This is a genomic window from Brevibacterium sp. 2SA (genome assembly GCF_005502845.1).
In the GTDB taxonomy this organism is placed as follows: Bacteria; Actinomycetota; Actinomycetes; order Actinomycetales; family Brevibacteriaceae; genus Brevibacterium.
This window is the reverse complement of record NZ_SCMW01000010.1, coordinates 21,706-39,209: the sequence shown is the minus strand read 5'-3', so window position 1 is coordinate 39,209 and position 17,504 is coordinate 21,706. Positions and strand designations below refer to the sequence as shown.

Sequence of the window (17,504 nt, the reverse complement as noted above, 5' to 3'; positions counted from 1 at the left end):
GACGAGCTCACACGAGGAAGCACCCGATGAGGACGAGGACGGTGAGGGCGAGCACCCACCACGGATCGGGCAGCAGTGTCATGGCGTCCTGCGGAAGCGGGTGTGGAAGGCGATGATGTCGGCAAGCGCTGTGACCGCGTCGGCGGCACTCATGTCGCTGGCCGCCCAGCGGAAGATCACGCCCATGTAGGAGTCGTAGAGGGCCGCGGCGCTCGCCCGCGCATTGTCCTCACTGATCCCGATCGACACGAGGTTGTCCCGCAGGGCTGCCTGGAGATCCCGGGCGAGGCCGTCGAAGACCTGCGGCCGACCGTGGATGCGGATGAGCGCGGCCGCGTAGTCCCGGGAGAGGTCCTCATGAGCGGCGAAGAACTCGAGGAACGGCAGGAAGATCCCGAGCAGATGGTCCTGCACCGCCGAGGTGGTGCCCGTCCGCGCGATCGTCGCCGGGACCTCCGCGGTGCCGTCCTGGAGCTGCCCGATCCACCGGTCGTAGCACGCGACGAGGAGAGCATCCTTGTCCCCGACCGCCATCACCCGGCCCACAGACACCCCCGCCGCCTCGGCGACCCGGCGGATGGTCGTCGCCCGGTATCCCGCGGCGAGGAAGAGGTCGGCGGCGGCCGTGATGATCCGATCCTCGGTCCGTCGGCGCTGGAGCGAGCGCGCGGATTCCTGGGGGTGCGGTGGATTTGAGTGAACACGTTCACTGGGCATGGCTTAACGATACGCCGCCTCGGTGCGGGTGCCAAGGCGCCGAGGTGAATGCTCGGTGACGATGTCTGTGCTGCCGCCCGTGTTGCCGGGCGATTAAAGTTAATGTACCTTAACTTCATGCGCAGGAACTCCCCGACGGCTCACACTGCGAGCCCCACGACCCCACGGGCACGGCCCCGCGCCTCGCTCGTGCTCCTCCTCGGTCCTGCCTTCGTCGCGGCCGTCGCCTATGTCGACCCCGGCAACGTCGCGGCTAACCTCACAGCCGGCGCGCAGTACGGCTACCTCCTCGTCTGGGTGCTCGTCGCCGCGAACCTCATCGCCGTCCTCGTCCAGTACCTGTCGGCGAAGCTCGGACTCGTCTCCGGACAGTCGCTGCCGGCCCTCCTCGGCGATCGCCTCGGCCGGAGGTCACGGCTCGCGTACTGGGGCCAGGCGGAGATCGTCGCGGTCGCCACCGATCTCGCCGAGGTGGTCGGCGGTGCCATCGCCCTGAAGATCCTCTTCGACGTGCCGCTCCTCCTCGGCGGGGTCATCGTCGGCGTCGTCTCCCTCGTCCTCCTCTCCATCCAGTCGACGCGCGGGCAGCGGCCCTTCGAGTTCGTCATCATCGGCTTCCTCGCGATCATCGCGATCGGCTTCCTCGCCGGACTCGTCGTCGGCGACGTCGACTGGGGGCAGGCCGCCGGGGGCCTCGTCCCGCAGCTCGAGGGCACGAACTCGCTCGTGCTCGCCGCCTCGATGCTCGGGGCCACGGTGATGCCGCATGCGATCTACCTCCACTCGGCCCTCGCCGTCGACCGGCACGGGACGGTGCCGCGGGCTGAGATTCCGCGCCTGCTGCGGGCGAGCCGGTGGGATGTCGCGCTCTCCCTCGTCGTCGCCGGCTCCGTCAACATCGCGATGCTCCTGCTCGCCGCGGCTGCGCTGCGCGGGGAGTCGGGCACGGACACGATCGAAGGCGCCCACGCGGTCGTCACGGCCAACCTCGGCGAGGTCGTCGGCCTCCTCTTCGGCATCGGCCTGCTCGCCTCAGGGCTCGCCTCCTCGGCGGTCGGATCCTATGCGGGGGCCTCGATCATGCAGGGCCTCCTGCGCGTCGATGTGCCGATCGTGTGGCAGCGGGCGGTGACGATGCTCCCGGCCCTCGCGGTTCTCGCGATCGGCATCGACCCGACGTGGGCGCTCGTGCTCAGCCAGGTCGTCCTCAGCCTCGGGATCCCCTTTGCGATGGTTCCGCTCGTGCGGCTGACGAGGATGCGGACGGTCATGGGCGAGTTCGCCAACGGGCGGGCGATCACGGTCGCCGCGCTCGCCGCCGCGAGCCTCATCATCGTCCTCAACGTCGTCCTCATCGCCCTCCTCGTCGCCGGCATCGACTAGCTCGACGAGCCGCCTGAGCGCGGGGCTGCGCCGCCCGGATTTCCAGGCCAGCGCGACGCCGAGGTGCGGCGGAGTGCCGGTGAACCGGCGGGTGACGAGACCCCGGCGCCGCGTGGTGCGTCCCCGGTCGAGCAGGCCGATGCCGCGACCGGCGGCGACTGCGGCGAGGATGCTCTCACCGTCGGGCTCGTGGGCGATCCGGACGGAGTCGGCCGCGGCACCGAAGAGGTCGCTGATGACCGAATCGTATGCGGCCGGCGCCTGGCGCCTCGGCCAGAAGATCACGGGTGAGGCGAGGAGGTCGCCTCGCTGGAGTCGGCGGTGTCGGGCGAGCGGATGCGACGACGGCAGGACGGCGACGATCTCCGAGGTGCCGAGCGTCGCCTGCTCGAGGTCGGCGCGTCCCAGGGGCGTGCGCACGATCGCGGCGTCGATGTCCCCGGCATCGAGGGACGCAAGATTCCACGCGGTCCATCCCGACTCGGCCTCGACCGTCATCTCCGGGTACCGGTCGGTCAGCGCCGTGAGGAGGCTGCGGGCCATACCCTCGCCGTCGGAGCGCGTGAGGGCGAGCCGGAGCGTGCCGCCGGATCCGTCGGCGACGGCACGGACGTCGGAGCGCAGCAGGGCGTAGCGGGTGAGGAGATCCCGGGCGGAGTCGGCGAGGACCGCACCGGCCGGGGTGAGCTCGACGCCGTGGGCGGAGCGCACGCACAGGGTCACGCCGAGGTCGGACTCGAGGCGTTTGATCTGCTGGGACAGGGCCGGCTGGCTGAGATGCAGACGTGCGGCGGCGCGACCGAAGTGGAGTTCTTCGGCGACGGCGACGAAGTAGTCGAGGCGCTCGAGCTGCACGAGTCGAGGATAACCCCTGCTTATCGTCCGAGAGGGAAACGGTCTTGGATGCCGACGCCTGCACCGGCGCAGGGTGGAGTCATGACCCCTCGACGTCACGACGCTGAATCCCCAGCTCCCACCGCAGCGCCCACCGCAACACCGTGGAGCCAGCACCGGCTCCTCCACGCGGTCTTCCTCCTCATGGGTGCCCAGCTCTTCCTCGTTCCGCCGCTGCTCGATGCGATCGCGACCGACCTCGGGGTCTCACACGCTGCGGCCGCGTGGACGATGACCGGGTACGTCCTCGGGTACGCCGTCTCCAGTCCGGTTCTCGCGGCGCTGACCGACCGGTGGGACCGGCGCACGGCGATCCTCGCCGGCCTGGCGATCTTCGTCGCCGGTGACATCGGGTGCGCTCTCGCGGTGAGCGAGCCGATGCTCGCTCTCTGCCACGGGATCGTCGGCATCGGCGGCGGCCTCGCGGCCCCGGCGATGTGGGCCGTCTTCGGAGAGACCGCCGCTGATCACGAACGCGGCCGGGCGATCTCACTGGGTGCGGCGGTCTACGGGGCCGGGCAGATCGTCGGGGTGCCGATCGGGAGCCTGCTCGCCGCCACGTGGGGCTGGCGGTTCGCCTTCGCTGCCGTCGCCGCAGGGATGCTCGTCGCGGGTCTCCTCATCGCCGGTCGACTGCGCGAGCCGGAGGCGAGCACCCGCGTGCGCCGGACGCCGCGGCAGGCGTGGCGGAGTTCGCTCGGGTTGTGGGTCCGGCGCGGCTTCGCCGGGGTCATCGTCGCGACCGCGCTCACGCAGGCGGCGCGGATCGGGACGTACGGGTACATCGGCGTCGTCTTCGCCTCCCGGTTCGACTTCAGCGTCATCGACCTGGGCCTCCTCGGCGGTGCCGTGGGAGTGGGGTCGATGGCCGGGTCGTATGCCTCCGGACTCCTCGTCGATCGGTGGCGACAGCGAGGATGGCCGCTCATGGGCCTGCTCGCGGGGTGGGCGATCGTCCTCGCCGGGATGATCGTCGTCGTCTTCACCGTCGCCGAGGTGGGGGTGGCGATCGCGGCACTGCTCGTCTGGTGCGCGGCCGGTGGGGCGTGTTTCAGCACCGCGCAGGCGACCGTGAGCGTCGAGTTCGCCGAGCATCGGGCCTCGGCGGTGAGCTGGAACAACGCCGGTCTCAACGCCGGGGTCGCCGTCGGCACCGCCGTGCTCGGAGCCTTCGCCATCGGGTCGGTCGGGTTCGTCGTGGTCGCCGTCGCCTTCGCCCTGCTCGGGGCGGCCTGCGCGGGACTCAGCGGCCGCGCAGGGAGACGGGACGGACGATCGTCACAGGGTCGGAGCGGACCCACCACGGCACGGGCTCGCCCGCGGCCCGCGCCGCGCGACGCTCCTCCCGTGTCGCATACCGGTAGGTGAACATCCGGGCGCGGATGAGGGCGGGAGCCTCCCCGTCGAACGGGTCGGGGCCGAGCAGCCGACGGATGAGCCGATCCCCGGTCGCGAGGCGTTCGAGGAGCGCGAGGAACCAGGAGTCCCGGTAGTCGCCGAGCGCGGCGAACCACATGAGCCAGTCGAGCCGCAGATGGTAGGGCGCGACGACGGGTCCGCGCCGGGTGACGTCACCGGGCTTGCCCTTGAAGACGTACTCCTTCCACCCGGCCGTGCCCGAGGGGTCGAGCGTGCCCTCGATGGCGATCTCGTGACGGGTCTCCGACATCGACCCGAACGCCCCATAGGCGTTGCCGAGGCCCCAGCGGTTGAAGTGGGCGTTCATCAGCTGCCGCGGAGAGAAGAGGTTGCGCAGCGCCGGGATGTTGAGGATGGCCTGCCAGATGACGAACGCGGTGATGAGGAGCACCCACCACAGCGGGGACGGCGGATAGGCAGCGGAACTGCCGGCCGCCTCGGCGAGGGGATCCTGGACAGTGCGGACAACGGCGTCGATGCCCCACTCCGGCCACGGACCGCCGATGATCCAGCGGAGGAAGGAGTCGCTGATGCCCGCACACGCGAGCAGGATCGTCGCCCAATTGAGCCACGCGTAGTTGCCGGTGATGACGAGTGCGAGCTGGGTGATGATGATCGCGGCCGCGGCGAATGAGGCGATGGGCTGGGGGAGGAAGAGCAGCCACGGGGCGATGAGCTGGACGATGTGACTGCCGAGCGTCTCGCCCTTGTGCCACCATGCCGGTTTGAGGTGGGCGGTGCGGCTGAGCGGGCCGGGCATCGGCTGCGTCTGGTGGTGGTAGTTCATCGCCGTGAGATCACGCCACGAGCTGTCCCCGCGCATCTTGATCATCCCGGCGCCGAACTCGACGCGGACGGTGAACCACCGCAGCAGGAGGATCATGAGCAGCGGCGGGGCGACCGCGTGGGAGCCGAGGAATCCGACGAGGAATCCTGCCTCGAGGAGCAGGCTCTCCCAGCCGAAGCCGTAGAAGCGCTGCCCGATCGCCGAGATCGAGAAGTAGAGCCACCACATGAGGAGGAACACGGGAATCGGCGCCCACGCGGGTCCCGCCTGGGGGAGGCCGACGATGACGGTGAGGGCGAGGAGGATGCCGACGGCGCAGACGATGCGGAGGTTGCGATCGGAGTAGGGGGTGCGTCTCCAGCGGAAGAGGCTCGGGGCCTGCCGTGCCGTCGTCAGGGCGATGAAGCGCGGCGCGGGGAGGAGGCCGTGCTCGCCGAGGAGGGGCGGAAACTGGTTCCACGCGTTGACGAAGGCGATGAGGAAGAGGACCGCGAAGCCGCGTTGGAGGATCTCGCGGGCGATCGTGTAGTCGCCCGCGTCGAGCAGGGGAAGCAGAGCGGTGACGTCCACGCGGTCCTCCTCGCCTCGCAGGTGCCCTTGCACTCGACTATCGCGCGAATCGGGGATGGGGGCAACAGCGAAAAGCGGCTATTGTCGGGGCTGAGGCGCGATCCCCGCGCTCATCTCACCCCAGGAGGCATCATGAGCGATCATCCCCAGAAGACCAAGGAGTCCATCCTCGGCCATCCCGCTCCGCGCGACATCGAGTGGAAGCACTTCATCACGATGTGGGAGAACTACGCCGACCGGGTCGAACAGGAGTCGGGCGATCGCCTCGCGGTGAACATGAACGGCCACCGTGTCGTCTTCCGCCGTCAGCACGACGGGCTCGTGAGCATCGAGGACGTCGAACGCGCCCGTCACCTCTTCGCCGCGCACGAGTCGACCGAGGGCGAGGGGCACCTGTTCGTCGTCACGCTCACCGACGAGGACGCGCGCTTCTACGACTTCGACTTGAGCGCCCACGATGTCGAAGTCGACCAGCACGAGCACGAGAAGAACCCGGACTCGCGCGGCCACCACATGCGCACGGTGGAGAAGAAGACCGGCCGTGACGACAAGAAGGACCTCGACCGGTTCTTCGACGACCTCGTCACGGAGATCGACAAGGCCGCGGCGGGACGCGACTTCGTCCTCCTCGGCCACGGCACGGGAACCTCGAACGCCGCCGAGGACTTCGAGAAGTTCCTCGCCCACCGCCACGAGCCGCTGCACGAGCACATCATCGCCGCAGGCGTCATCGACCTCAGTGCCGCCGGCGAACCGGAGATCGAGAAGAAGGCGCAGGAACTCGCCGGACGGTGAGCTGTGCGGACTTCGCCTCGGCGCTGCGCGGACGGCCTGCGGTTCAGTCGGCGGTCCCGCGTCGGGGGCGACGCCACGCGCGGACTTCGGCGATGGCGTCGCGGACGGTGCGTCCGCGGCGCCATTCTCGCCATGTCAGCCAGATGATGAGGGCGTCGAGCACGCTGAGGACGACGAGGCCGATCCCCGGCGAGACGACGAGCTGATAGATCTGGAAGACGAGGAACCCGGTGAGGGCGAGGATGGCCCACGGGTAGAGGCGTGTGGTGCCGAAGAGCAGCGCGGCAATGATGGCGAGTTTGACCACGCCGTGGACGAGAAGATAGAGCGCCGCGAAGGTCGTCGTCCGTCCGTCGAGGTGGGCGGTGCCGTGCAGGAGGAGGGTGGCCAGCAGGTCGTGGGGATCTTCGGTGAGCTCCTCGGCGGTGAGGGCCCGGGCGGCGCCAGTCAGCTGTGCGGGTGTGGTGAGGAGGAGCACGACCCCGCCGACCACCTCGGCGAGTCCGTCGATCCCCTTGCCGAACACGCCGATGAGGAAGACGAGGTCGAGGAGCTTCTCGCGCATCGTCGTGTCTCTCCTCTCCGCTCGGTGGCCTGGCGTCGGCACCGGCCAGCGCTCAATCCACTCTATGTCCGCTCGGCCCGCCTCGGCGCTGCGCGGACTTCGTCTCACCGCTGCGCGGACGGCATCGGACCGGGCCGGGTGAACTCGACGAAAATCCTCGTCAGCCCTGTTCACAACGGACGGTTTGACACGTAGCCTGTCAGCAAGGCGGCTCGTCCCAACCGGGGACGACGCAGGCCCGAGCGCGGCCAGGATCGACGGCTGACCGGGTGCCGCCGCTGCCACGCGATATCAAGGAGGAATCATGACGGAATCCAACTTCGATCCTAACGAAACCGAGGGCCCGGCCGACGGCGGTGCCGCGGGCACGCCTGGCGTTCATGACGGTGGCGCCGACGGCGGCGCCGAAGGTCCCGCGGACGGCGGCGCATCGGGCACCCCCGGTGTCCACGACGGCGGTGCTGACGGTGGCGCCGAGGGTCCGGCCGACGGCGGTGCCGCGGGCACCCCGGGTGTCCAGGACGGCGGTGCCGACGGCGGAGCAGAAGGCCCTGCCGATGGCGGCGCATCGGGTGAACCCGGTGTTCACGACGGCGGTGCCGACGGTGGAGCCGACCGACCTTGAGCACCCCCACCACTGAGATCCAGCACCCCGGCGCCGCTGCAGGCGCCGGGGTGCTGGAATCCCGGCTCATCGACTGCTCGCGCGGAACCTTCGCCCAGGACTATTGGGGCAGGCGAGCGCTGCTCAGTCGCGGAGTCTCCGACTTCTCCGACCTCTTCTCCTCCCGCGCCGTCGACGAGCTCATCTCCGCGCGCGGTCTGCGCTCCCCGTTCCTGCGGGTCGCCAAGGACGGCGCGACCCTGCCGACGGCGTCGTTCACCTCCCCGGCCGGGGTCGGCGCGACGATCGGCGACCAGCTCGATGACACGAAGCTGTGGAAGCAGTTCCATGCCGGAGCGACCCTCGTCCTCCAGGCGCTCCAGCGCACCTGGGAGCCCATCGGTGCGTTCTCCAGCGCGCTCAGCCGCGAACTCGGCAACCCGGTCCAGGCGAACGCCTACATCACCCCGCCGCAGAACCAGGGCTTCGACGACCACTACGACGTCCACGACGTCTTCGTCCTCCAGATCGAAGGCGCGAAGCGGTGGGTCATCCACGAACCCGTCTTCGATGCTCCCCTGCGTGACCAGCCGTGGACCGACCGACGCGAGGCCGTGGGCCGGGCGGCGACGACCGAGCCCGTCATCGACGCCGTGCTCGAACCCGGCGACGCCCTCTATCTGCCGCGCGGCTGGCTCCACGCCGCGACCGCCCAGGGTGATGTCTCGATCCACCTCACCCTCGGCATCCACAATTGGACGCGGTACGGAGTCGCCGAGCAGCTCGCGCAGGCGGCACTCGCTCGGCTCCAGGACGATCCGCAGATGCGCGCGAGCCTGCCGCTGGGTCAGAGCCGTCCGGACGCCGAGACGCTTGAGGCGATCAGGGAGGCCATGGTCTCGGCCCTCACCGCCGCCGACCCGAATCCGAGCATCGACCGCATCAGCCGGTCGCAGGCGCGCCCGGCGCCGTTGGGTCCTCTCGCTCAGCACGCGGCGATGAAGCACCTCGACGACGCGTCACCGCTGACACTGCGCGCCGGTCTCGACGCGACGCTTGAGGGGAACCGCCTGCGCACCCGGATCGGCTGGTTCGACTTCACCGACGCCGAGCTGCCCGACGTCCGCACCCTCCTCGACGGCGATCCGGTGTCGGTGGCCGACATCGGTCGGCCGCTTGCCGAACGGCTGCTCGCCGCCGGTGCGCTCGTGCCCGCCCTCGGCTGAGGCAGGCGGTGAGGTGACGATGAGCGAGGTCCGGGGCTTCCGCTGTTCGAACGCCGCCCGTGACCGCGGCGACAGCATCGTCGGCACCGCCCCGCGCGGGACGTACTGGGTGCTCATCGAACACCGAGGCGGGTGGCCGATCAACGGCTTCGAGGGCCTCGACATCGACTGGCGTGTGCGGTCCGAGGTCTTCTACGCCGCGCAGACGCTGCGGGCGAGGATTCTTCTCATCCGCCGACCCGGCCGGCGCACGCGCGGCGGGCCCGGTGTCTGGGGTGTCATGCACCTCGAAGGTCCCGGCCGCCTCCACCAGATGTGGGGAGAGTGGGAGGACGACTCCGATCTCCTCGCCATCGTCGAGGCGCTCAAAGCGTGTGCCGCGCAGTCCGAGACCTCACAGTCCGAGACGGGACTTCTGCCGCCCGTCGTCCTCGTCTGCGCCCACGGGCAGCACGATGTCTGCTGTGCGGTGCGCGGGCGTCCCGTGGCCGCGGCGCTCGCAGAGCGGTGGCCGGATCTCGTGTGGGAGTGCACGCACGTCGGCGGTGATCGATTCGCGGCGAACATCCTCGTCGTGCCCGACGGCGTCTACTACGGGGATCTCGATGAGGACACCGCGGTCGACGTCATCGCCGGGCACCTCGCCGATGAGATCGACGGCTTCCATCTGCGCGGCTACACGGACCTCAACTCGCTCGAACAGGTCGCCGTCGCCGCGGTGCTCAAGGAGCGGGGACCAGCCGGGCGCTTCGCCTACGAGATCGGCGGCGTCGATTCGGCCGACGGGGTGTGGACGGTGCGGGTCATCGATCGGCGGACCGCCTCGGCGGCCTTCGACGTCGACATCACGGTGTCCCGGTCGGACCCGCACTTCCTCACGTGCCGCGGAGTCGAGCGCGCTGTCGCCAACGTCTTCACCGTCACCGCGGTGACCGCGGCTCCCGTCCTCCCGGCTGACGATCGACTACGCTGACGACATGCGTGCAGGGGAAGTGTCGGAGGTCAGTCAGGACTATCTCAAGGCGATCTGGTCGGCGCGCGAGTGGGGCGGGGATCCGATGACGGCGACTGCGCTCGCGCAGCGGTTCGGGACGACGAAGGCCAACGTCACCGAGGTGCTCAAACGCCTCGACGACCTCGGCCTCGTCAACCGGGTGCCCTACCGTCCGCCGGAGCTGACGGCGGCGGGAGAGAGCATCGCGCTGGCGATGGTGCGGCGGCACCGACTCATCGAGACGTTCCTCGTCGAGTCGCTCGGCTACAGCTGGGACGAGGTCCACGATGAGGCCGAGGCGCTCGAGCATGCCGCGTCCGATCTGCTCATCGACCGGATCGACGGGTTCCTCGGCCATCCCGCCGCCGACCCCCACGGCGATCCGATCCCAGGATCCGACGGAGCTGTGCAGTCCCATGACTCCTCGCTTCTCCTCGCCGAGGCGGCCCCCGGGTCGTACGAGGTGCTGCGGGTCTCCGACGCCGACCCCGAGGTGCTCGCGACCCTCGCCGAGGCGCGCGTGCGGCCCGGGTCGACCGTCGTCGTCAGACGCGCGGCCTCGGGAGGGACGGTCGAGATCGCCGTCATCGGCGCCGCCGGCACGTCCGTCATCGACGAAGCGGCCGCCTCGGCGGTGTATCTGGGCTGAGCGCGGTCACGGTCGGGTCACTCACAGCCAACCCTCTTCAGAAGTTCGAAAATCAGGACTAGGGTCGAAGACAACGTCGAAAGTGAGGGACACATCATGGCGCGAACAGTGGCCGACGACCTATGGGACATGCTCATCCAGGCGGGCGTGAAGCGATGCTACGGAATCGTCGGGGATGCACTCAATCCGACGATCGACGCGCTCGCCCGACACCCGGAGATCGAGTTCATCCACGTCCGACACGAGGAGTGGGGCACGTTCGCCGCCTCGGCCGACGCCCAGCTCAGTGATGGTCCCGTCGTCGTCTGCGGCACGGCCGGTCCCGGCGTCACCCACCTTCTCAACGGCCTGCTCGACGCCTTCCATGAGATGGCACCGGTCATCGCGATCGCCGGCGACGTCGAGACGAACATCATCGACACCGAGGCGATCGAAGAGGTCAGCCCGTACGACCTGTTCCGCACCGCCTCGCTCTACACCGGTCGCGTCGTCAACCCGACCCAGGCGCGCGCGGTCTTCCAGCAGGCGATCACCGTCGCCACCGAGGAGCACGGCCCCACGGTCATCGCCCTGCCCGGTGACGTCGCCCATGCGAAGTCGCCGCTCGAGGAGCGCGCGGTCTACGCCTCCTCCCGCGGTTCCGTCCTGACCCCGCACTACGAGGACGTCCAGGCCGTCGCCGATCTCATCAACGGCCACGACCGGGTCTTCCTCTTCGGCGGCAACGGCACCGTCGACGCCGTCGACCTCGTCAAGCAGCTCTCCGACAGAGCTAAGGCACCCGTCGGCTACACGCTCAAGGGCAAGAACTGGCTGGAGGCCGACAATCCCAATGCCGTCGGCATGACCGGTCTGCTCGGATACGGGGCGGCGGCCGACTGTATCAAGCATGCCGATGTCATGCTCATGCTCGGGGCCGACTTCCCGTTCCCCGACTTCCTCGACCGCGGCCACGCGACGATCGTCCAGGTCGACAACACCCCCTCCCACCTGGGACGTCGGGTGGCTCTCGAGCTCGCGATCCCCGCCGACGTCGGCGTCTTCCTCGAGAAGCTCCTCCCGCTCATCGAGCCGAAGAGGAACGACGAGTTCCTCCGCACCGCACAGCACGTCACCGAGAGCTGGCGGAAGCGCCTGCGCCACTACGTCGACGGGGGTGAGAAGCGCTCGCCGATCCGACCCGAATACCTCGCGTCCGTGCTCGACGACCTCCTCGACGACGACGCGATCGTCACCGCCGACACCGGCACCTCGGTGATCTGGGTCGCTCACCAGATGAGCTTCGGCGGTGATCGGTTCCAGTTCGGGTCGTACTCGTGGGCGTCGATGGCCGACGCCTCGCCGTATGCGTTCGGGGCGACCAAGGCGCTGCCCGGACGGCAGGTCGTCGCCCTCTGCGGGGACGGCGGGTTCTCGATGCTCGGTCTCGGCGACCTGCTCACCGAACGCCAGCACAAGTCGCCGATCGTCCACGTCATCCTCAACAACGAGGAGCTCGACTTCGTCAACATCGAACAGCAGGAGGCCGGGTTCCGTCCCTGGGGCACCGAGTTCCCGGCCGCGAACTATGCGGCGATCGCCGAGGGATTCGGCGTCAAGGGCATCCGCTGCGAGGACCCTGCGCGCCTGCGTGACCAGATCGCCGAGGCGCTCGCCTACAAGGACGGGCCGGTCGTCGTCGATGTCGTCGTCAACAAGCGCGCGCTCGCGCTGCCCTCGACCGTCGACGCCGACCTCATCGGCAAGTTCACGCTCAGCGTCTTCAAGCGGGCCCTCCACGGAGAGATCCCCGAACTGTGGGACGAGGCGAAGGACAACATCAAGCTGCTGTGAGGGGTGGAGCAGCCCTGCGGGTCCACCCGATCTGAGTGGACCCGCAGGGTCGGCTCACCCCTGGCGGCGCGGCAGATTCCAGCGCGGCTGCGGCTGGGACCTCTTGCCGTGCTGGGGCATGTAGCCGCGCTCGGCCTGGAGATGAGCCTTGTCATGGCTCTTCGCCGAGGTGTCGGCACCGGGGATCGGAGCCTCGAGTCGAGCCGGCGCCTCGGCACCGACGATGGGCATCTCCCCGGTGATCACCGGCTGGGATCCGGTGATCGGGGCGGACTCTGCGACCGCCTCGGCGAGGGATTTCTGGTCTGCGGGCTTCTTCGCTCCGCTGCCGTTCTTCTTCTGCATTGTCTCTTCCTTTCCTCGTGCCGTCGTCGGCGTGGTGGTCTGGTCGGCGGCCAGTGCCGTATAGAGTCCGGCCCACTGTGCGGGGGTGAGTTCGCGTGGCAAGGCGTCTCCTCCGATGTCGTTGCGGTCCATGGTCGATTGCAGGTGGGGCTGATCGGTGAGCTTCATGTGCGTGAGGATCCCTTTCATTCCGCGTCCGCGACCGGTGAAGGCCGCTCGGACGAACTGCTGGTACGAGGCCCGATCCCGGTGCGGGACCAGTCCGGTTGAGAGGCGTTCGACGGTGAGCAGGCCGCCGTCGACGCTCGGTTTGGGGGTGAACGCGTGGGCGGGCACGCGGGTGATGAGGCGGAAGTCGAACCACGGACTCCACTGCGCGGTCATCATCGTCGATCCGCCGACCCCGGCGCGCTTGCGCGCGACCTCCCACTGCGTGAGCAGGATGGCCGACTGCCACGTGCGAGCACGGAGCAGGCGCCGGAGGATGGGCGTCGTGAGGTGGAAGGGCAGGTTGCCGACGACCACCTCGGCGTCGAGGTCGGTGCTCAGAGCATCGGCGTGCCTGATGCGGGCGCGGGGGAAACGGTGGGCAAGGGTTTCGATCCTCGTTTCGTCGATCTCCACGAGCGTGAGCGGTCGGCCGAGCCGGTCGAGTTCCGCGGTGACCGCTCCGGCCCCGGGTCCGATCTCGAGGATCGAACCGCTGGTGGCTCGGGCGAGGCCCGCGATCGTGGCGATGGTCTGGCGTGAGTGCAGGAAGTTCTGGCCGAGTTCGTGTCGGCCGCCTGCCTGGGAATGGGGTCGCATGATGTGGCGCTCCAGAAGTGGAATGGAGAGCACCCAAGGCTGCGCACTGCGTCGTCGCTGGTGACAGCGGTTCAGCGGAGGCCCGGATGCCGATGGTCTTCCGGGAGGACAGCGCGCAGCTGCGTTATCAGTGACGATCCGGTCGAGCGGGAGTTCCTGTCAGGCCCTGAGCGGGGCTCAGCGGCGGACTCGGATCAGCGACCGGAGGAGGTGAGGAACGTGCGCGCTGTCAGGCGCGACGGTCACGGATGTAGGCGATGCTGGACGCAGTCACTGCGCAGCGAATCAATGTACCCATGGTCATCAAGCTAGCACAGGTCCGCGCACGGGGGCCAGGGTCATCGCCGAGGCAGTCATTCGATGACTTCGCCGCTGATGATCTCACCGCCGCCGTCGCCTCGGCGGTTGATGCGCGGGTCGGCGGCGATGCGGGCTTCGAGTTTCCGCAGGCGCCAGCCGAGCCAGACGAGGGCGATGCCGACGAGAGCGATGAAGATCGAGAGGGTGACGACGAGGGCGGCGATGCCGGCCTCGGGGGCGAAGAGGAAGAAGCCGCCGATGACGATGCCGACGACGCTGATGATCGTCAGCAGCCACCATGCGCGCACGCCGAGCTGGCGCACGAAGACGGAGATGCCGATGCCGAAGGTGCTCACGGCGATGATCGTCAGGCCCGCGAGCACGGTGACGACGGCGGCGAAGAGCATCGGGGCGAGGAAGACGATGACGGCGAAGGCGAGCATGAGTATCGTTCGCAGGATGCGGCCGCCGCCGCGGGTGCCGCGCGGGGCGAGGACGAGCGAGGTGATGGCGATGAGCGCGACCCAGCAGGCGAAGATCCGGGCGACCACCTCGGCGGTCGCGCCGGGCCAGACCATCATGAGGACTCCGACGGCGAGGGCGATGACGCCATTGACGATGACGGCGGTTCCGGTGCGTTTGAGGTCCATGGACCAAGCGTAGTCAGCGGGGATGGAAGGAGCCTGAACGCGCCGCGAAGCCTGGCCCGGACGGGGTCACGTCGGCTGGCGGTGATCCCTCGTCACCGAGTCCCAGCCGACGACGGGCGGCGGTGTGGGTTCGGAGCCGAAGGCCGGACCGAAGCACGGTGACTGGGCGGGAGGTGCGGGTGTGTCCGCCGAGGTGACGGCCTTGTCCGCGCTCTGTGCTGCGCGATCCTGCCTGTCCACGTCGCCGTCGTCGGAGCGCACCGACTGCGACAGTGCGCGGACCATGCTGTCGAGCTCCTCGAGCGAGTAGCCGGTCGTCTTCATGAACTCGGCGATGGTGATGTCGCGGGTGCCGGTGAGCTGGTCGTGGCCGCCCGCTGCGGTGTCGATCGCCTCGCGGACGCGCTCAACGACCGGTGCGTCCGCGTCGTCCGAGTGGTCCGAGCCGTCCGCGCTGTCGTCGGCACGGCTGCGGCGGTCGTCGCCGCCTGACTTCGGCGAGTTCGACTCGAGGAAGCGGAGCAGTTCGACGGGGAATGGCAGGACGAGTGTCGAGTTCCGCTCCGAGGCGACTTCGACGATCGTCTGCAGGAGCCGCAGCTGGAGGGCTGAGGGCGTCTCCGACATCGCGCTCGCGGCCTGGGCGAGCTTGTTCGACGCCTGGAGTTCGCCGTCGGCGACGATGATGCGCGAGCGGCGTTCGCGTTCGGCTTCGGCCTGCCGGGACATCGAGCGCTTCATCGCCTCGGGCAGAGCGACGTCCTTGATCTCGACGCGATCGATGTGGATGCCCCAATCGACGGCGGGGCTGTCGATCATGATCGCCAGACCCTGGTTGAGGCGTTCGCGGTTCGTCAGCAGGTCGTCGAGTTCGCTCTGGCCGATGATCGACCGCAGCGAGGTCTGGGCGACCTGACCGACGGCGAGCCGGTAGTCCTCGACGTCGACGATCGCGCGGCGCGGGTCGACCACTTTGAAGTAGATGACGGCGTCGACGCGGACGGTGACGTTGTCGCGGGTGATGCCGTCCTGCGCGGGGATCGGCATCGTGATGATCTGCAGGCTGACCTTCTGCAGATGATCGACGAACGGGATGATCGCGGTGAGCCCGGGATCCCGCGCATCGCTGGTGACGCGGCCGAAGCGGAAGACCACGCCGCGTTCGTACTGTTTGACGATCTTGAGGCTGTTGCCGAGCGTGATGGCTCCGACGGCGACCAGTCCGAGAAGGATGTAGAGGAACAACATCGTCATCGCCCCCTTGCGACGCTTGCTGGTCCTTTCAACGGTAGCACCGCTCTGGTCAGATGAACCCATCTCATCTATAATGCCCGGCGGATTGTCGACAGGTGCGAAGATTCGGCGGTGACGCGCAGCGGGGAAGGTGTCAGCGTGCGGGGATGGTGTCAGTCATCGGCTTCGCGGGCGAGGAGACGACGCCCTGCGGGGTAGGCGGCCAGGGTGTCGGGGAGGCGGATGCGCCGTCCCGAGGCGTAGGTGGCGATGATCTCGCCGAGGTGGTCCTCGGCTTCCGCGCCCACCTGACCGTCGGCGGTGACGATGGGGATCTGTGCCGTGGCGGTCTCGACGCCGAGGCGGCGCAGCGTCTGCTTGGCCACGGGCACGGGGGAGTCGAAGAGGGTGATGCCGGCGCGGGCGGCCATGATCCGGTCGGCGACGAGTCCGTAGTGCGTGCACCCGAGGACGACCGCCTCGGTGCCGGGGTCCATCTGGGCCAGAGCCGCGTCGATGGCGGCGTCGATCGTCGGCATGTCCGCGTCGTTGATCGCCTCGGCGAGTCCGGGGCAGGCGATCTTCGCCACCGTGAGGTCGCCGGCGAACGAGTCGATGAGGTCCTGCTGATAGGCGCTGCCGGTCGTGGCCGGGGTCGCCCAGATGGCGAAGTCCTCGCCGGTGCCGGCCGCCATCTTCACGGCGGGCACGGTTCCGATGACGGGAATCGTCGGTTCGTAGCGGGCCCGGACCGCGTCGAGGGCCTGCACCGAGGCGGTGTTGCAGGCGATGACGATCGCGTCGGGTTCCCAGTCGGCGAGCACCGCCGCCGAGGCGAGGGCCCGCTCCTCGAGGTCCTGCCGGCTGAGGCTGCCGTAGGGGGTGAAATCGGGGTCCATGGCGAGGACGAGGTCGGCCTGCGGGGCGAGGCTGAAGAGGGCGTCAGCGGTTCCGAGGAGTCCGAGACCTGAGTCGAGCAGTCCGATGCGCGTCATGATTCCTCGTTCGCGGCGGGACCAGTGGGGACATCGCTGCGGAAGGGAGCGTTCGCCTCGGCGGCGTTGTCGTCCTCGCACTGATCGTCGCGGACGTCCGAGTCCTCGCGGACGATCGGCTGCGAGCGGGGGTGCGCGAAGTCCTTGATCTCCTTGAGGTGGGCGCGGGTGAGCCCGTGGGCGAACTCGGGAGCGATGATCTTCAGGCGGTCGGAGGAGTAGCGGTCGACGAAGTACTGCCGCGTCGTCGGGGCGGCGAGATCGTCGTCGACCCACACGGCCTTCTGCGGTTCGTGGGTGTCGAGCCAGTCCTCCATCGCCCGCGCCTTCCACCACAGCTGCGGGTCGTTGGCATAGCGGTTGTGGGTGTCGTCGGGCATCTCGATGACGTCGAAGGAGTTGCGCATTCCGAACTTCGGTTCGAGCTCGGTCTTGCACCGCTGTGACCACGTCGAGAGCCAGACGATGTCGACCTCGTGGGTCTCGACGAGGCGATCGAAGAAGGCGATGACCGACGGTCGGTAGTGGAGTTCGTAGTGCCACGCTTGGAGCTTCTTGCGCCCTTCGGTCATGAGACGCAGCGCCGGAACGGGGTAGGAGTTGAGTACTCCGTCGACATCGAGGAAAACGGTGACGTGGCGGGCCTGCCGACGCGCCGAGACCGGCGACGATGATGCAGCTGCCATCGTTCCTTCCTGTGTCGAGGGCGACCCGGTAGCCTGGCGGCAGGTCTGTGAT

At 69.1% G+C, this 17,504-nt stretch carries 15 protein-coding genes and 2 pseudogenes; 8 read left to right on the top strand and 9 right to left on the bottom strand.

Annotated features, from left to right (window positions below):
• Positions 1–78 precede the first annotated feature (78 nt).
• Positions 79–717, bottom strand: a complete 639-nt coding sequence (locus FFS20_RS06035) for a TetR/AcrR family transcriptional regulator (protein ID WP_137825013.1) — start codon at positions 715–717, stop codon at positions 79–81.
• Positions 718–834: 117 nt separating this feature from the next.
• Here FFS20_RS06035 and FFS20_RS18250 point away from each other — a divergent pair, with 117 nt between their 5' ends.
• Positions 835–2,100: an Nramp family divalent metal transporter gene (locus FFS20_RS18250; protein ID WP_249356701.1), complete on the top strand. Its 1,266-nt coding sequence runs from the start codon at positions 835–837 to the stop codon at positions 2,098–2,100.
• 54 nt (positions 2,101–2,154) lie between these two features.
• On the opposite strand, the pseudogene FFS20_RS06025 reads toward FFS20_RS18250, so the two are convergent.
• Positions 2,155–2,955, bottom strand: a pseudogene (locus tag FFS20_RS06025) (LysR family transcriptional regulator); the annotation flags it as partial.
• Here FFS20_RS06025 and FFS20_RS06020 point away from each other — a divergent pair.
• A pseudogene (locus FFS20_RS06020) lies at positions 2,878–4,077 on the top strand (MFS transporter); the annotation flags it as partial. The pseudogenes FFS20_RS06025 and FFS20_RS06020 overlap by 78 nt on opposite strands.
• Before the next feature lie 160 nt (positions 4,078–4,237).
• On the opposite strand, the gene FFS20_RS06015 reads toward FFS20_RS06020, so the two are convergent.
• Positions 4,238–5,770 (bottom strand): lipase maturation factor family protein, encoded by a 1,533-nt coding sequence (locus FFS20_RS06015; RefSeq protein ID WP_249356700.1) that lies wholly within the window; start codon positions 5,768–5,770, stop codon positions 4,238–4,240.
• 132 nt (positions 5,771–5,902) lie between these two features.
• Here FFS20_RS06015 and FFS20_RS06010 point away from each other — a divergent pair, with 132 nt between their 5' ends.
• Positions 5,903–6,565, top strand: a complete 663-nt coding sequence (locus tag FFS20_RS06010) for a hypothetical protein (protein WP_137825009.1) — start codon at positions 5,903–5,905, stop codon at positions 6,563–6,565.
• A 43-nt stretch (positions 6,566–6,608) separates the two neighbouring features.
• Here FFS20_RS06010 and FFS20_RS06005 read toward each other — a convergent pair whose 3' ends face one another.
• Entirely contained in the window at positions 6,609–7,130 is a 522-nt protein-coding gene (locus FFS20_RS06005; RefSeq protein WP_137825008.1) for a DUF2127 domain-containing protein, read from the bottom strand.
• Positions 7,131–7,434: 304 nt separating this feature from the next.
• On the opposite strand from FFS20_RS06005, the gene FFS20_RS06000 reads away from it, so the two are divergent.
• The 5 genes from FFS20_RS06000 to FFS20_RS05980 all read left to right on the top strand — a co-directional run bounded on the left by FFS20_RS06000 (position 7,435) and on the right by FFS20_RS05980 (position 12,436).
• A complete protein-coding gene (locus FFS20_RS06000) occupies positions 7,435–7,755 on the top strand; it encodes a hypothetical protein (protein ID WP_137825007.1) in 321 nt (106 codons plus the stop codon).
• Positions 7,752–8,960: a cupin domain-containing protein gene (locus tag FFS20_RS05995; protein ID WP_137825006.1), complete on the top strand. Its 1,209-nt coding sequence runs from the start codon at positions 7,752–7,754 to the stop codon at positions 8,958–8,960. Before FFS20_RS06000 ends, FFS20_RS05995 begins: the two co-directional genes overlap by 4 nt.
• Before the next feature lie 19 nt (positions 8,961–8,979).
• A complete protein-coding gene (locus FFS20_RS05990; protein WP_137825005.1) occupies positions 8,980–9,933 on the top strand; it encodes a sucrase ferredoxin in 954 nt (317 codons plus the stop codon).
• A gap of 4 nt (positions 9,934–9,937) precedes the next feature.
• Positions 9,938–10,603, top strand: a complete 666-nt coding sequence (locus FFS20_RS05985) for a metal-dependent transcriptional regulator (RefSeq protein WP_137825004.1) — start codon at positions 9,938–9,940, stop codon at positions 10,601–10,603.
• 96 nt (positions 10,604–10,699) lie between these two features.
• The gene (locus FFS20_RS05980; RefSeq protein WP_249356699.1) at positions 10,700–12,436 is read left to right on the top strand and encodes a thiamine pyrophosphate-dependent enzyme; all 1,737 of its coding nucleotides are present in this window, start codon (positions 10,700–10,702) and stop codon (positions 12,434–12,436) included.
• Positions 12,437–12,490: 54 nt separating this feature from the next.
• Here FFS20_RS05980 and erm read toward each other — a convergent pair whose 3' ends face one another.
• From erm to FFS20_RS05955, 5 genes are all read right to left on the bottom strand, one after another.
• A complete protein-coding gene (gene erm / locus FFS20_RS05975; RefSeq protein ID WP_137825003.1) occupies positions 12,491–13,588 on the bottom strand; it encodes a 23S ribosomal RNA methyltransferase Erm in 1,098 nt (365 codons plus the stop codon).
• Between the two features lie 353 nt (positions 13,589–13,941).
• Positions 13,942–14,538 carry a DUF308 domain-containing protein gene (locus tag FFS20_RS05970; RefSeq protein ID WP_137825002.1) on the bottom strand — a complete coding sequence of 199 codons (597 nt, stop codon included), beginning with the start codon at positions 14,536–14,538 and terminating at the stop codon, positions 13,942–13,944.
• 66 nt (positions 14,539–14,604) lie between these two features.
• The gene (locus tag FFS20_RS05965) at positions 14,605–15,792 is read right to left on the bottom strand and encodes a slipin family protein (protein WP_249356698.1); all 1,188 of its coding nucleotides are present in this window, start codon (positions 15,790–15,792) and stop codon (positions 14,605–14,607) included.
• Positions 15,793–15,944: 152 nt separating this feature from the next.
• The gene (locus FFS20_RS05960; protein WP_137825001.1) at positions 15,945–16,766 is read right to left on the bottom strand and encodes an aspartate/glutamate racemase family protein; all 822 of its coding nucleotides are present in this window, start codon (positions 16,764–16,766) and stop codon (positions 15,945–15,947) included.
• Positions 16,763–17,452 (bottom strand): HAD domain-containing protein, encoded by a 690-nt coding sequence (locus FFS20_RS05955; protein WP_171007008.1) that lies wholly within the window; start codon positions 17,450–17,452, stop codon positions 16,763–16,765. The genes FFS20_RS05960 and FFS20_RS05955 overlap by 4 nt, the downstream gene beginning before the upstream one ends.
• Between the last annotated feature and the right edge of the window lie 52 nt (positions 17,453–17,504).

Coding starts and splice junctions, on each gene's coding strand:
- FFS20_RS06005 (WP_137825008.1), bottom strand. CDS start 7,130: ATGCGCGAGAAGCTCCTCGACCTCGTCTTCCTCATCGGCGTGTTCGGC.
- FFS20_RS05960 (WP_137825001.1), bottom strand. CDS start 16,766: ATGACGCGCATCGGACTGCTCGACTCAGGTCTCGGACTCCTCGGAACC.
- FFS20_RS05970 (WP_137825002.1), bottom strand. CDS start 14,538: ATGGACCTCAAACGCACCGGAACCGCCGTCATCGTCAATGGCGTCATC.
- FFS20_RS05990 (WP_137825005.1), top strand. CDS start 8,980: ATGAGCGAGGTCCGGGGCTTCCGCTGTTCGAACGCCGCCCGTGACCGC.
- FFS20_RS05955 (WP_171007008.1), bottom strand. CDS start 17,452: ATGGCAGCTGCATCATCGTCGCCGGTCTCGGCGCGTCGGCAGGCCCGC.
- FFS20_RS06000 (WP_137825007.1), top strand. CDS start 7,435: ATGACGGAATCCAACTTCGATCCTAACGAAACCGAGGGCCCGGCCGAC.
- FFS20_RS06035 (WP_137825013.1), bottom strand. CDS start 717: ATGCCCAGTGAACGTGTTCACTCAAATCCACCGCACCCCCAGGAATCC.
- erm (WP_137825003.1), bottom strand. CDS start 13,588: ATGCGACCCCATTCCCAGGCAGGCGGCCGACACGAACTCGGCCAGAAC.
- FFS20_RS06010 (WP_137825009.1), top strand. CDS start 5,903: ATGAGCGATCATCCCCAGAAGACCAAGGAGTCCATCCTCGGCCATCCC.
- FFS20_RS18250 (WP_249356701.1), top strand. CDS start 835: ATGCGCAGGAACTCCCCGACGGCTCACACTGCGAGCCCCACGACCCCA.
- FFS20_RS05965 (WP_249356698.1), bottom strand. CDS start 15,792: ATGACGATGTTGTTCCTCTACATCCTTCTCGGACTGGTCGCCGTCGGA.
- FFS20_RS05980 (WP_249356699.1), top strand. CDS start 10,700: ATGGCGCGAACAGTGGCCGACGACCTATGGGACATGCTCATCCAGGCG.
- FFS20_RS05985 (WP_137825004.1), top strand. CDS start 9,938: ATGCGTGCAGGGGAAGTGTCGGAGGTCAGTCAGGACTATCTCAAGGCG.